Origin of the sequence: Psychrobacter sp. Arc9 (assembly GCF_041431295.1) — a bacterium.
GTDB lineage: Bacteria > Pseudomonadota > Gammaproteobacteria > Pseudomonadales > Moraxellaceae > Psychrobacter.
Genome location: NZ_JASMRK010000003.1, coordinates 177,756 through 192,507, shown reverse-complemented (window position 1 = coordinate 192,507; position 14,752 = coordinate 177,756). Strand labels below are relative to the sequence as shown.

At 43.0% G+C, this 14,752-nt stretch carries 11 protein-coding genes; 9 read left to right on the top strand and 2 right to left on the bottom strand.

What is annotated here, in order from left to right:
* The first annotated feature begins 81 nt into the window (after nt 1–81).
* A complete protein-coding gene (serC, locus tag QO187_RS03055) occupies nt 82–1,209 on the top strand; it encodes a 3-phosphoserine/phosphohydroxythreonine transaminase (RefSeq protein ID WP_371547149.1) in 1,128 nt (375 codons plus the stop codon).
* Nucleotides 1,210–1,481: 272 nt separating this feature from the next.
* Here the strand turns inward: serC and tnpB are convergent, their stop codons facing one another.
* The gene (tnpB, locus tag QO187_RS03050) at nt 1,482–2,636 is read right to left on the bottom strand and encodes an IS200/IS605 family element RNA-guided endonuclease TnpB (protein ID WP_371547147.1); all 1,155 of its coding nucleotides are present in this window, start codon (nt 2,634–2,636) and stop codon (nt 1,482–1,484) included.
* Between the two features lie 233 nt (nt 2,637–2,869).
* On the opposite strand from tnpB, the gene QO187_RS03045 reads away from it, so the two are divergent.
* From QO187_RS03045 to msrB, 7 genes are all read left to right on the top strand, one after another.
* A complete protein-coding gene (locus QO187_RS03045; RefSeq protein WP_371547190.1) occupies nt 2,870–4,702 on the top strand; it encodes an extracellular solute-binding protein in 1,833 nt (610 codons plus the stop codon).
* Between the two features lie 151 nt (nt 4,703–4,853).
* Nucleotides 4,854–5,633 carry a hydroxyacylglutathione hydrolase gene (gene gloB / locus QO187_RS03040; RefSeq protein WP_371547145.1) on the top strand — a complete coding sequence of 260 codons (780 nt, stop codon included), beginning with the start codon at nt 4,854–4,856 and terminating at the stop codon, nt 5,631–5,633.
* 103 nt (nt 5,634–5,736) lie between these two features.
* The gene (locus tag QO187_RS03035) at nt 5,737–6,807 is read left to right on the top strand and encodes a microcin C ABC transporter permease YejB (protein WP_371547143.1); all 1,071 of its coding nucleotides are present in this window, start codon (nt 5,737–5,739) and stop codon (nt 6,805–6,807) included.
* A gap of 62 nt (nt 6,808–6,869) precedes the next feature.
* Entirely contained in the window at nt 6,870–7,919 is a 1,050-nt protein-coding gene (locus QO187_RS03030; protein ID WP_371547188.1) for an ABC transporter permease, read from the top strand.
* 1 nt (nt 7,920) lies between these two features.
* A complete protein-coding gene (locus tag QO187_RS03025; RefSeq protein WP_371547140.1) occupies nt 7,921–9,600 on the top strand; it encodes an ABC transporter ATP-binding protein in 1,680 nt (559 codons plus the stop codon).
* A 273-nt stretch (nt 9,601–9,873) separates the two neighbouring features.
* Nucleotides 9,874–11,178, top strand: a complete 1,305-nt coding sequence (locus QO187_RS03020) for an iron-containing alcohol dehydrogenase (protein WP_371547137.1) — start codon at nt 9,874–9,876, stop codon at nt 11,176–11,178.
* A gap of 293 nt (nt 11,179–11,471) precedes the next feature.
* Nucleotides 11,472–12,686: a peptide-methionine (R)-S-oxide reductase MsrB gene (gene msrB / locus QO187_RS03015; RefSeq protein ID WP_371547135.1), complete on the top strand. Its 1,215-nt coding sequence runs from the start codon at nt 11,472–11,474 to the stop codon at nt 12,684–12,686.
* Nucleotides 12,687–12,784: 98 nt separating this feature from the next.
* Here msrB and folE read toward each other — a convergent pair whose 3' ends face one another.
* Complete coding sequence (folE, locus tag QO187_RS03010) at nt 12,785–13,381, bottom strand: GTP cyclohydrolase I FolE (protein ID WP_371547132.1); 597 nt, start codon at nt 13,379–13,381, stop codon at nt 12,785–12,787.
* A gap of 541 nt (nt 13,382–13,922) precedes the next feature.
* On the opposite strand from folE, the gene QO187_RS03005 reads away from it, so the two are divergent.
* Nucleotides 13,923–14,732 carry an enoyl-ACP reductase gene (locus QO187_RS03005; RefSeq protein WP_101205004.1) on the top strand — a complete coding sequence of 270 codons (810 nt, stop codon included), beginning with the start codon at nt 13,923–13,925 and terminating at the stop codon, nt 14,730–14,732.
* The last annotated feature ends 20 nt before the right edge of the window (nt 14,733–14,752 follow it).

The window sequence follows — 14,752 nt, the reverse complement described above, 5'->3', positions numbered from 1 at the left end:
ACTAACATCGATACCATTGCCTTTATCAACAAACTGAAATAAAAAACATCCTTTTATTTCATCATACCTAGGACTGTGATTATGCCTACAACCCCAACGTCTACAGCAACTGCCACACCGCGTCGCCTGCCAAATTTTTGTGCTGGTCCTGCTACTATGCCAACAGCCGTATTAGAGCGCGCGCAGAGCGAACTGCTTGATTGGCAAGGTCGCGGCCTGTCGGTCATGGAAGTCAGCCATCGTAGTAAAGAGTATATGGCCATTACTGACAAGGCGGAAGCTAAGCTACGCACGCTTATGGAAATACCAGATAACTATAAAGTGCTGTTTTTGCAAGGTGGCGCAAGTTTGCAGTTTTCTGCGATTCCATTGAATCTGTTAAATGGCGGACGCGGTGACTATTTGACGACAGGAGCGTGGTCAGGTAAAGCAATCAAAGAAGCTAAGCGCTATGAAGCATTGGGTTTGGGCGAGATTAATTTAGTTGCGACTGGCAAAGAGAATAACTTTACTGACGTACCAGCGCAAAGCGATTGGAATATCAGTAAAGACGCCGTTTATTTTCATTACTGTGCTAATGAAACAATTCATGGCCTACAGATATTTGAGCCGCCACAAGTAGATGCGCCAATCATTGCTGATATGTCATCTTGTATCTTGTCGCAGCCGATAGATGTGTCTAAATTTGGCATGATCTACGCGGGCGCCCAGAAAAACATCGGTCCTGCAGGTCTAGTCATTGTCATTATCCGTGACGATTTGATGGGGCAAGCAAGTGAATGGTGTCCTATGCTGTTGAACTATGAGCATCAAGCTGACAAAGAGTCTATGTCTAACACGCCAGCGACGTATTCTTGGTACTTAGCAGGGCTGGTGTTTGATTGGTTGGAAGAGCAGGGAGGTGTAGCTGCTATCGGTAAAATCAATCAGCAAAAAGCTGACTTACTTTATAAGACAATCGATGACAGCAGTTTTTATAATAATCCAGTAGATTCTAAGTATCGTTCTATCATGAACGTGCCATTTACTTTAGCAGACAGCAGCCTTGATAAAGTATTCTTAGAAGAGTCAGAAAAAGCTGGCTTGTTAAATCTAAAAGGTCATCGTGACGTAGGCGGTATGCGAGCCAGCATCTACAATGCCGTACCAATTGAGTGGGTACAGCAGCTGGTTGACTTTATGATTGCTTTTGAAAAAAAGTATGCATAAGTCATAATAGCCTTTAAAATAAAAGACGCTGCTTTTACAAGTTGCGTCTTTTTTTATGAGTATATTTGTCGATGCGCAGTTTTAGGAAGAAGCGTTTAATATCTGCCGCCATTATATCTAATATCAATGATGTCGTACTGATAGATGTCGCACTGATGCCGCGTAACACGGCAAACCATTAGGATGAACTACCCACTACCTTAGAGGTAGGGGTTTCTTAGGTAACGCTCATACTTGACACGATATTCTGTATCAGCGGTTAAGCGAATTGACTAAGCTAACCCTGTCGCACCGACAGTTTTTGAGTGTTTAGCCAGTAGCAATCCTTGATTTAAGATGTTAATACTGGCGTTGAGGTCTCGGTCATTTTCTTGCAGGCAACTTGGACAATTCCAAGATCTTAACGACAGCGGTAATTCAGCTTTCGTTAGCAAGTGACTGCATCCTGAGCACGTTTTAGAGGATGGATACCACCGGTCTATTTTAACAAGCGTTTTACCGTACCATTCCGCTTTATATGCCAGCATGGTGGTAAAGACCGACCAAGCGCTGTCCGATATGGCTTTGGCAAGTTTCCTGTTCTTAACCATACCCTTTACATTCAAATCCTCAATAGCAATAACATCGTGGTTTTTGATGATATTGAATGAGAGCTTATGTAGAAAGTCTTTGCGGCTATTGGTTATTTTCTCGTAGACTTTAGCAACTTTAAGTTTTTGCTTTTGGTAGTTACCGCTTTCTGATAGTTTACGTTGATCCGCTTTGGCCACAGCTCTACGTTTGGCTAAAATCTTTTGTTCTCGCGCCAGTTTATCTTGCAACTTTGCCAGAAACTTAGGATTGGCAACTCTGCATCCATTTGATAAGACGATGAAGTGGGTCAGTCCTAAATCAATGCCGATATTAGAGTGAGTCTTTGGTAGTGGCTCAACGACCGTTTCAACCAATAGGCTGACGTAATACTTGTCTGATGGGGTTTTGCTTATGGTGGCACTTTTTATTAAGCCGTTTATTTTACTGGGGAATTTGGCGTTGATGTGGCCTATTTTAGGCAGTTTAACGGTGTTTTTTGTGACGGCTACCGTTCCCTTTTGATTGTTGGTGGTGTAGCTGTCTTTAATGCCTTTTTTCTTGAATTTAGGAAAACCTGAGCCTTGTTTGAAAAACTTGCTATAGGCAGCTCTTAGCTGTTGCTGTACGTTAGCCAATGCCAGGCTATCCACTTCTTTGAGCCATTCAAACTCTTTTTTGTACTGAGCTGGGGTGTTGTTTAGGGTGGTTTTAGTAGCTTTGTAATGATCAATCTTATCACCAAGCATTTTATTCCAAATAAAGCGCGTACAACCGAATGATTTAGCAAAGAATACTTGCTGATCGGCATTAGGATATATCCTAACTTTATGGGCGTTTAGAATTTGAGTGGGCATACAGACGGTGCTTATATTTCGTGCTATATTTATTATTAATAATACCACATGTAGAAATAGTTACTACCAACAATGCATTCATCCCACTACTTTAGAAGTAGGGAAATTCTGCGCTGAAGTGTTAAAAAACCTAAGTTTGTTATGATAAAATTTTGCTATAACGCTGTTTTGCTGTCAGGCTTTACGTTTTGATATTTATATTGGTTAGCATAGAGGTTTATTATAACGTCATGATAATAAAAAACGCCCTGTTAAAAGCTGTATTGCTAACCATCACCGTCAGTTTGATACCGAGCAGTATCGCTGCACCTATCACGACGACCGCGCTTGGTCACAATAGTCCTACTAAGTACATCGATGCACCTTACTTACCTTATGCCAATCCAAAAGCGCCATCAGGAGGTATGCTGTCTCTAGATGCTCGCGGTACGTTTAATAGCGCCAATAAATGGATGACCACAGGCGTCGCGATGATTGGCACAGACTATCTGTATGATACTTTGATGACTGGCTCATTAAATGAAGCATTTACCATGTATCCACAGCTGGCAAGTAAAGTGACATATGACCCAGATGATACAAGCTGGATTATATATCACCTCAACCCTAATGCTCGTTTTTGGGATGGGTCTGGTGTGACCAGTCGTGATGTAAAAGCGACTTTTGAGGCGATATTGAACAAAGGCCCCATGTATATTCGCAGTTATCTTAGCGATATCAAAGACATTCAAATCATTAATGATCAACAAGTAAAGTTTGTCTTTGCCTCTGCTGAAAACAAAGAGATTTTACTGACTGTTGGCCAGTTCCCTATATTTGCCAAGTCTTCCATTGATGCCGATTTTGAGAAAATCAGTCTGTCACCATTGATGGGTAGTGGTCCTTATAAATTGGGGCGAGTTGATGCAGGGCGTTCGGTAAGTTATATACGTGATCCCAATTATTGGGGGCGTGATTTGATGGTCAATCGTGGCCGCTACAATTTTGATATGATCAAGTTTGTTTATTATCAAAGTGATGAGATTGCCTTTGAAGGTTTTAAATCCGGTCAATACCGTTTTCGTCCCGAAAATAAAGCATCTAACTGGGTAACTGGGTATAATTTCCCTGCAGTCAAAGCAGGGCTTATCCAAAAAGAGACGATAACCAGCCAAAATCCAGTACCGATGCAGGCATTGGTGATGAATATGCGTCGCCCAATCTTTCAAGATATCAAAGTTCGCCAAGCACTGACAGCTGCTTATGATTTTGAATGGATGAATAAAACCCTATTTCATGGGCAATATGAGCGTTTGCAAAGCTTTTTTCATGGCTCAGAACTTGCCGCAACGGGTACGCCATCTGATGCAGAGATGCAGGTATTGACACCGTTATTGTCTGAGCTCGAACCGAAACAGCACCAAGCAACATTAGCAGAATGGCAGCTACCCACCAGCGATGGTAATGGCTTTAATCGTCAAGGATTATTAGAGGCGCGCCAGCTTCTATTAGAGGCTGGGTTTTATTATGAGGATATGAAACTATATCAACCTGATGGGTCGCTTGCTCAGATTGAGATTTTGATGACAGGCGAGACCATGGGCCGTGTATTGTTGCCTTATATTCGCAATCTAAAACGCTTGGGATTTGATGCAACCTTGCGTCAAGTCGATGGGCCGCAATATTATGAGCGTATGCGCCGTTTTGACTATGACATGGTCGTGGACGTATTTGCTCAAAGCCTATCTCCTGGTGCTGAGCAAGCGGCATTTTGGGGTAGCGCTGCTGCTGACGAGCCTGGCAATCATAATAGTGCTGGTATCAAAAATGCTGCCGTCGATAAGGTCGTTGCTGCCCTTGGTAATGCCAAAAATCGTGACGAGATTGTACTGTATACACAGGTGTTAGATCGGTTGTTGCGCGCAGGTCATTATGTCGTACCGCTATACGGCAAATCTGGCACCAATGTCGCCTATTGGGATCAGTATCGCCATACTGAAAAACTACCGACCAATGCTGTTGGTATCGATTACTGGTGGGTGGATAAAGAGGCAGAAGGGCGTATCAATAAATATTTAAAACAATAAACAGTATTTACTATAAAGCTTGACCCGATAACAACGGACAGCTGAGCCTATATGTTGTTTTATTAAATATATGTTATTGCTATCAAATAACAGTTAAATTAAATAATTTAAAATAACACGTAACAAAAATAACTACCGGTAAGGATTTAATATGAGTATTCGTATTCACCCAATCAAAGCATTTAGCGATAACTATATCTGGACATTGATTAATGAAAATAATAAGCAGGCGATTGTCATTGATCCAGGTCAAGCCCAGCCGGTCATTGATTATCTAGAGACGCATGAGCTCGAACTAACATCGATTTGGACGACTCACCATCATCATGATCATATCGGCGGCGTCGCAGAGTTACAGGAGTCGTATCCGATGACTCATCTGGTTGCGCATAGTGAGCATGGCGTTGATGAAGATCAAACTATCAAAGACGGTAGCACGGTAAGCGCATGGGGCTGCTCTGCGCAAGTCTGGGATGTGTCAGGGCATACCGCTAGCCACATGGCCTATATCTTAGATATCGATGGGCAAAAGCACTGCTTCTGCGGTGATACGTTGTTTAGTGCAGGTTGCGGACGTGTCTTTACTGGTACGATTGAGCAACTGCATGAGAGCTTTAAGCGTTTGAACAGCTTGCCTCATGAGGCGCTACTGTATCCGGCGCATGAATATACAGCCAGTAACTTGCGTTTTGGCTTGTCTATTGAACCTGACAATGAGGCGATGCAGCAAGCATTAGCACGAGCAGAGGTGCAAACTGAGCAAGGCATGGCAACGCTACCAGTGACATTAGAACATGAACGCGCGGTAAATGTGTTTTTACGTACACAAGAGCCGAGTGTAATCGCAGGAGTTAAATCCAAAATGCCTATCGATGATGAGAAGTCATTGACGGTATTTGCAGCGTTACGTGAGCTAAAGAATAACTTTTAAAGCAAGTTTTTAACAAATATTTTGCTTTCCAGCACTTCTTTAACACACCGCAATTCGCTGCTGAACGTCATTGTCCTCTCTCTTTATTTAGGAAGTCGCCATTATGGGTCGTTATATCTTAAAAAGACTACTACTGATATTACCGACGCTATTTTTGATATTGCTTGCCAACTTTGTAATCGTGCAAGCAGCACCTGGCGGGCCTGTTGAGCAGCAGCTGGCACTTATCGAACAGGGTGCAAAAGAAAATGCGCTTGGTGGTAATATTGGTGCGGGCAGTGCAGGTGGTAATGACAGTACTTATCAAGGCACGCGTGGTCTCTCTGAGGAGATGGTCGCCGCAATCAATGCCCAATATGGCTTTGATAAATCTGCTCCAGAGCGATTTTGGCTCATGCTAAAGAACTACGCTCAGCTAGATTTTGGTGAGTCTTTTTTTAAAGGGCAGTCGGTGACCGATCTTATCGTAGAGAAGTTACCAGTCTCAATATCGCTTGGTCTATGGAGTACGCTGCTCATCTATATGATAGCTATTCCATTGGGGGTGTATAAAGCGATGCATCACGGCTCAGGTATTGATAAAGCCACGGCTATGCTGCTGGCGATCGGACATGCGATACCGGTGTTTGTCTTTGCTGTGATTTTATTAGTTTTCTTTGCAGGTGGCAGCTATTGGAATATCTTTCCATTACAGGGACTGACGTCCGAAAATTTTGATCAGCTAAGCGCGCTTGGTAAAGTAAAAGATTATTTTTGGCATTTGGCGTTACCGCTGCTGGCAAGTACTGTAGGCGGTTTTGCAGGTTTGACCTATCTGACCAAATTCAGCTTTTTAGAGGAATTGGGCAAGCAGTATGTACTGACCGCTCGCGCTAAAGGCTTAGGTGAGCGTCAGGTGCTATATGGCCATGTGTTTCGCAATGCAATGTTGATTATCATTGCAGGTATCCCAGCCGCTATCGTTGGTATCTTCTTTGCGGGTAACTTTTTGATTGAGATTATCTTTAAACTTGATGGCCTCGGTTTGCTAGGTTTTGAAGCCATTCAACAACGTGATTATCCAGTGATATTTGGCACGCTATTTATCTTTACGTTAGTGGGGCTGCTACTGCAATTAATCAGTGATTTAAGTTATCACTTAATTGATCCTCGTATTGATTTTGAGGGGCGCTAATGTCAAATAATCAACCTTTATCAAAGAGCAGTCCTATTAATAGCGAACCAGATAAAGCGCCAATGCCTGAGCAGCTATCTACCACAACAAAGCAACGCTTGAACCCTATATGGCAAGCACGACTCAATCGCTTTCGTCAAAATCGACTTGGGGTGATATCACTGTTTGTCTTCGCAGTGATATTTATCATATGCATGGCGGCTAATGTTATTGCCAATGACAAACCCTTATTAGTGCAATATCAAGGCGATTATTACTTTCCTGTATTAAAGGCCTATCCTGAAACGACGTTTGGCGGTGTATTTGAGACCGAAACCAATTATAAAGACCCTGCAGTGCAGTCGCTGATTGATGAGCAAGGGTTTTATATAATGCCGCCTATCCCGTTTGCCGATCAGACACCGAATGTCGAGCTTGGTCTGCCTTATCCAGCAGCACCCAATGCCCAAAACTGGCTTGGTACTGATGATATGGGGCGTGATGTGCTGGCACGGATACTTTATGGTATGCGAGTGTCGTTACTGTTTGGTTTGGCTTTGACGCTTGCGGGCGCACTGATTGGGATTATCGTTGGTGCGGTACAAGGTTATTATGGCGGCTGGGTAGATCTGGCAGGGCAGCGATTTATGGAAGTATGGGGCGGTATGCCTCAGCTGTTTATGATCATTATTTTGGTCAGTATGTTTAGTCCCAGTATTATTATGCTATTCGCCATGATGCTGTTGTTCGGCTGGATGGGACTGGTCGGTTTGGTACGGGCAGAGTTTTTGCGAGCCCGCAACTTTGACTATGTGCGAGCTGCACGCAATTTAGGCGTTTCGGACAGCCAAATCATGCTCAGACATGTCTTACCCAATGCATTAGCTTCTAGCTTATCGCAACTACCATTTATTTTAACGGCTAATATTATCGCCTTAACCGCGCTGGATTTCTTGGGATATGGATTGCCGCCTGGCTCGCCGTCTCTTGGTGAGCTAATGGTACAAGGGAAAAACAACCTTGATGCACCGTGGCTTGCTTTGTCAGGATTCTTTAGTTTGACCTTTATTTTGTCATTGCTCATCTTCGTCGGCGAAGCGCTGCGTGATGCATTTGATCCGAGGCGCTCTTAATATGACTGAAAATATTATCGCCACCGAGCAACACAACGCGCCAGATGAATGTCTGAATCATGCACAAGATAAGCTTATGCTAACCGTAGATAAGCTCACTATCACGACGACTACAGGTATCCAGTTGGTCGATGCGCTGTTTTATGAGCTAAGACAAGGGCAAACTTTGGCTATCGTTGGTGAGTCAGGGTCTGGTAAATCAATTGCTAGTCTTGCGCTATTAGGGCTTTTACCTGATAGTTTGACCATCACGGGTGCAGTGCAGCTGGCTGGTACGACAGGCATGTCTACTTTGCCTATAGCGAATGATAAGGCGCGTAATGCTGCACTGCGGTCTATTCGTGGACAGTGTATCGGTATGGTATTTCAAGAACCAATGACCGCATTAAATCCTTTACATACGGTTGCTAAACAAATTGTTGAATCGTTGCGTCTAAGCGGCGTACCTAAGAAACAATGGCGAGAAACCAGTATCGCTTTGCTAAATGATGTCAATATTGCAGATCCTGCTGACAAATTGAACCGTTACCCACATGAGTTATCAGGTGGTCAGCGTCAGCGAGTAATGATTGCGATGGCATTGGCTCAGCAGCCTGATATTCTAATTGCTGATGAACCGACGACTGCGCTTGATGTTACCTTGCAGCATGAAATTTTGGCGCTACTAGATGATCTCAAACGTCAGCATAATATGGCGATGATATTAATCAGTCATGATCTCAATCTGGTCAGGCGCTATAGTGATGAGGTCATCGTTATGCGCCAAGGTCAAACGATTGAACAGGGTAAAACATCTTCAGTATTTGATCAGCCTAAGGCCGATTATACTCGCACACTTATCAAGCAAAACTTTGGGCAAGAATTAACCATAGAAGACGATAACGCAGATAAACAATCAAGCTTATTAGAAGTGCAGCGTCTTAACGTACAGTTCCCAATTGAAAAAGGTCTGTTTGGTGGTACCAAGCGCTGGTTCGATGCGGTCAAAGATGTCGATATGACACTACAAAAAGGTCAGGCATTGGGTATCGTCGGTGAGTCTGGCTCCGGTAAAACCACCATTGCGTTGGCGCTTAGCCAACTACTGAGCAACCAAGCACGTGTGAATGGGCAGATAGTGGTCAATGACCAAGATATCTCAGCATTGTCCAAAAAAGCGCTACGTAACTTCCGCTCGCAGATACAGATGGTATTTCAAGATCCATTTGCCAGTATTAATCCGCGTATGACGGTCATGCAAATCGTGGAAGAAGGATTGTTAGTACAAGGCGTGGATAAGGCCGCTCGTCAGCAAGCGGTGCTAGATAGTCTTGCTACGGTACATTTACCTTTAGCATTTGCGCAGCGTTATCCTCATGAGCTTTCAGGTGGTCAGCGTCAACGCGTGGCACTGGCGCGTGCACTCATTATGAAACCAAGCTTACTTATATTAGATGAACCGACCTCTGCGCTCGACAGTACCACACAGGTCACAGTAGTTAGTTTATTACGTGAAATACAAGAAAGGCTAGAAATCAGTTATGTCTTTATCAGTCATGATCTCAAAGTAGTACGCGCACTGTGTCAGCATATTATGGTATTAAAAGAAGGAATCTGTGTGGAATCTGGACGTACCGAAGATCTCTTTAATCACCCACAACATACTTACACTCAGCAACTGTTAAAGGCAAGTACTGACTAGTTTAATCGACTTACTGTAGCCACTCAGATTAAACAATCAAACTAAGCGACTAAAATAAGCGGCTTGGTATAAAATTGACACATCGCAGTTCATAATAATAGCGACATATTGAAAAAAGCAGTGGTACAATAATTTTAGAGAGCTGCCCATTTTATAATGCTGTGATACGTATCTTTATACATTCTGGCGCTCGTAAATTAGTAATATTTAACTGGCTGCCCAAAACGGTCTTTATTGCAGTTAAAACCATCATTAAAAAGGATTTTTGTGCTCATGAAAACACAAAACAGTATTACTAAATTGGTAAAGAACAACAGCTTGCAGCATGCTGGTTATTTGGCTGTCGCTAAGACTCGGGCAAAGGTATTAAAAGCCGTCTCTTACGTGATACCTATTAGAAGACCAATGTTATTTGTCGGTGAGACAGCCTGTGATGAGCTGTGCGATATGCTGATTAATGAAGGCAATACCAATGTGTTTATTGTCACGGATACAGTGCTCAACAAACTGGGCATACCTGCAAAAGTTACCGATTATCTAGATGCGAAAAATATCAGTTACCACATCTATGACGGTGTTACGCCAGATCCTACTTTTAAAGTAGTTGAAGAAGGACTACGTCAGTCTATAGAGGCCAATTGTGACTCTATCATAGCTATTGGTGGCGGCTCAGTGATCGATGCGGCCAAAATGATAGCAATGTCTCAAGGCAATAAGTGCAAGCCAAAGCAGCTAATCGGTATTCTTAAAGCGAGAAAGCCTGCAACGCCGCTATACTGCGTACCAACGACAGCTGGCACGGGTTCAGAAGCGACACTTGGTGCAGTAGTGTCTGATGACAAAACGCATCAAAAAGCATTGTCTATCGACCCAAGAATGGTACCGCTAGCCGCAGCGATTGATCCAGTTATCATGAAAGGCATGCCAGCCCATATTACAGCAGATACTGGTATTGATGTATTGACCCATGCACTAGAAGCATGGATGAGTGCCAATGCCAGCGTAGAGACAGATTACTATGCAGCCTCTGCCGTAAAGTCTGTCATGCATTATCTACCACTAGCTTATAAAGACGGTGGCAATCTAAAAGCAAGAGAAGAGATGGGTATCGCTGCTCATTATGGCGGGATTGCTTTTAATAAAGCAGGTCTGGGTTATGTGCATGCTATCGCGCATCAGTTAGGCGCTTACTATAGTATTCCGCATGGCCGTGCTAATGCCATCGTGTTGCCTTATGTGCTCGACGTCAATCGCAAAGCGAGCAAAAAAAGACTGGCTGCATTGGCGAAAAGAACCGGTATGGTACAGGATGGTCAAGCAGCCAATGGCGATAGTGAGATAGCAGATCACCTTATCACGCAAGTTAGAAACTTGATTGCAGATCTAAATATTGATCCGACTGTCAATGGTATGCAAACCAGCGACTTTAATGATATTGCAAAGGCAGCTGCAAAAGAAGTCAGTGATACTTATGCCGTGCCAACCTATCTGTCAGCAACTGAAATGAAAGAAATTCTAATGAAGATTAAGCAGGCAAGTGACGAACGTGCTGATAAAGATAGCCAAAAATCTTCATAATTCTATGTTTACATTGATAACCTTACGATAAATAAAAGCCCATTACTTTTTTGAGAATGGGCTTTTTTAATGTATTGAGCTAATAAAGTTTCCGTCTTATTTCCATAGTTAACTCATACTAAAGTATATAATCGTTATCAAATGATCGTTTAATTTATCTTGTGATTGCACCCAGTTGCTAAAAAATATCTTAATAAACTGTAAATATATAACAGTATAGGAATGTTTCAGTGATACAAAAGCGTTAGGATATTTAAAGGATATTTAAAGGATATTACGCTTAGGAGATTTTCATGAACCGCATATTACCATCTAGAATTATAGGGTTAGTTATCATAGCGAGTAGTGCGATTTACGCAGGCTGCGCATCCACTGAGAACAGCTCTACTGTAAAGAACACAACTGCCGCTAACCCATATGCACCGACTACGCCAGGATTGGCAGTAGCCACAGTAGCGGGTGGGTGTTTTTGGTGTGTTGAAGCAGGTTATGAAAAAATCCCTGGCGTGGTAGAAGTAGTGTCTGGCTATACGGGTGGCACCGCTGAAAACCCAACCTACAAGCAGGTGTCAGCAGGTGGTACTGGGCATACCGAGGCGGCGCAGGTGTATTATGATCCTAAGAAGATTACTTACAATGGTATAGTACAGGCGCTATGGAGAATCGCTGATCCTACTGATGATAAAGGGCAGTATGTTGACCGCGGCACACAGTACCGTCCAGCGATTTTTTATAACAATGCGCAAGAAAAGCAAATCGCAGAAGCAGCCAAGCAGTCACTGCAAGCCTCTGGTGTATATGACAAGCCAGTAGTGATTGAGATTGTACCTGCTAGCACTTTTTATCCTGCTGAAGAGTATCATCAAGATTACTATAAAAAGAACCCGATACGCTATAAAGCCTATACCTTCAATTCTGGTCGCTATCAATTTATCGAGAGTGTCTATGGTAAAAACTATGAGCTTGATTTTAGTAAGTTTACGCCCGAAGCAGATAGCACACAGCAAGTGACGCCAAATAACACATCAGATAGCAAAGTAAGCAAAGGTTTTAACCCAGATACATTTGTAAAACCTTCACAAGATGCGCTAAAGAAGTCCCTTAGTGATATTCAGTACAAAGTCACTCAAAAAGAAGGTACCGAGCGCGCCTTTGATAATGAGTACTGGGATAATAAAGAGCCTGGATTGTACGTGGACGTCGTATCTGGTGAGCCACTGTATTCTTCGCGTGATAAATATAAGTCTGGTACAGGTTGGCCGAGCTTTACTCGCCCATTGGATACGAGCTTAGTGGTTGAAAAGCCAGATCGAGGAATATTTGGAACCCGTACTGAAATTCGTAGCCGTTACGCGGACTCACACGTGGGCCATGTATTTGATGACGGTCCAGCACCGACAGGTAAGCGCTATTGCATGAACTCAGCAGCGCTCCGCTTTATTCCGCTTGCAGATATGGAAGCTGCTGGTTATGGCGATTGGATAGATGATGTAAAACCAATTGGTTAGTACTATTTTTCCATCACTCAGTCAAATAAAAAGGACGCATCATATGCGTCCTTTTTATTTGGTTGTTATTCACAACAGCCTAATCAATTAACAGCGACTTAAAACGCTGGTTGACGTTTAGGTACCGCACCCAAAAATTCATTACGGGCTTGATTGTTGTGTTGATATTCACCAAGCATCGCGGTACTACGCGTGGTTGAATGTTGTTTGCTAACACCGCGCATCATCATACACATATGCGATGCATCCATGACGACTGCTACACCGCGGCAGCCAGTAACATTCATAATGGTCTGCGCAATCTGTTCACTCAGGTTTTCTTGTATTTGCAAACGACGGGCAAACATATCGACGATACGGGCAAATTTTGACAGTCCCAAGACTTGGCCGTCAGGTAAGTAGCCGATATGAGCGACACCATGGAACGGTAGCATATGATGCTCACACAGTGAATAAAACTCAATGTTCTGCACCAGTACCAGCTCGCGATTGGCTGATGGAAACACAGCATCATTGACCACTTCTTCTATGCTTTGATGATAGCCTTGGGTCAAATGGGCAAAGGCCTTTGCAGCACGCACAGGCGTATCTAGCAAACCCGGACGATCTAAGTCTTCGCCAGTTGAAGCAATCAGTTGGCGATAAGATTCGGTACTTTCTTTATAATCTGGGGTTATTATTGGGGTGTTACTCATAAGTTTGGCAGCCATCCAAAATGTGGGTGTAGCTTAACGTTGAATCCTATCATGTGAGGATTCTTATAAAAATTGTGCAAGCTGGGAAGGGCTGTGATTATACTCGAAATCTGCTGAACTTCATACTGCTGTGGCTAGCAGTTGAATCTTTAATCAATAAAGGGGTGCTTAGTACTTAATGTAAACGGTTGTAGTGTTAATATTCAAAGTACGATTTTTTCATGAAATAAGCAAATTACTATAGTCTGAGTATTTTATCGTGAAGCGTTGATGCTAAAATGTATTCTAGTAATTCGCGAAAAACTCTCACTGTCGATACTACTTCAAGTGATAAACTGCTATTGGTCATTTTGACATTATCGGTTGTTTGTATTAGTCAATCCGATAACAAGAACCAAATACAGTTTACGACTGTTTACTTAAATTAATTCGTGTATAATAACTCATCTTTTCATTTGTACTATTTAGTAGTCTCAATCTTCTAATTACTCTAAACAAATTCTTATTCTAAATCATCTCGATTGATTCAAAAGGAAATCTTATGCTACTGCAAGGACAACGATTTGTCGTAACTGGCATCGCAAGTAAACTCTCTATCGCTTGGGCTATCGCAGAAGCGCTGCACCGCGAAGGGGCTTCACTAATTCTGACTTACCCGAATGACAAAATCAAAAAACGCGTCGATATGGCCGCTGAAAAGTTTGAAGCAGATTTGGTTCTAGAATGTGACGTAGCATCTGATGAGTCAATTGCTGCGTGCTTTGAGCAAGTGACTGCTCACTGGGGCGACGGTATTGATGGTGTGGTACATGCCATTGGTTTTGCACCGATGGATCAACTAGATGGTGACTTTGTGAATGCCACCACACGTGAAGGCAGTCACATTGCGCATGATATCTCTAGCTATAGCTTTGTTGCATTGGCAAAAGCGGCTCGTGAATTACTAGCGATGCGCCATGGTTCTATGTTGACATTGACCTATGAAGGCAGCATTTCAGTATTGCCAAACTATAATGTCATGGGTATGGCAAAAGCCAGTTTAGAAGCCAGTGTTCGTTATTTAGCAACGTCTATGGGCGGTGAAGGTATCCGTGTTAATGCGATATCTGCAGGTCCTATCCGCACGCTAGCGGCTAGTGGTATCAAATCTTTCCGTAAAATGCTCGATATCAGCGAAAAAATTGCGCCATTACAACGCAATATCACACAGACAGAAGTAGGTAACGCTGCGTTATTCTTATTGTCGCCGTGGGCATCTGGTATCACAGGTGAGATTATGTTCGTTGATGCGGGTTTCAATACAGTTGCTATCAGCGAGCAGTTGATGATGCTTGATGAACCAGCACAGTAATTGTTATAGATGATTCGTTT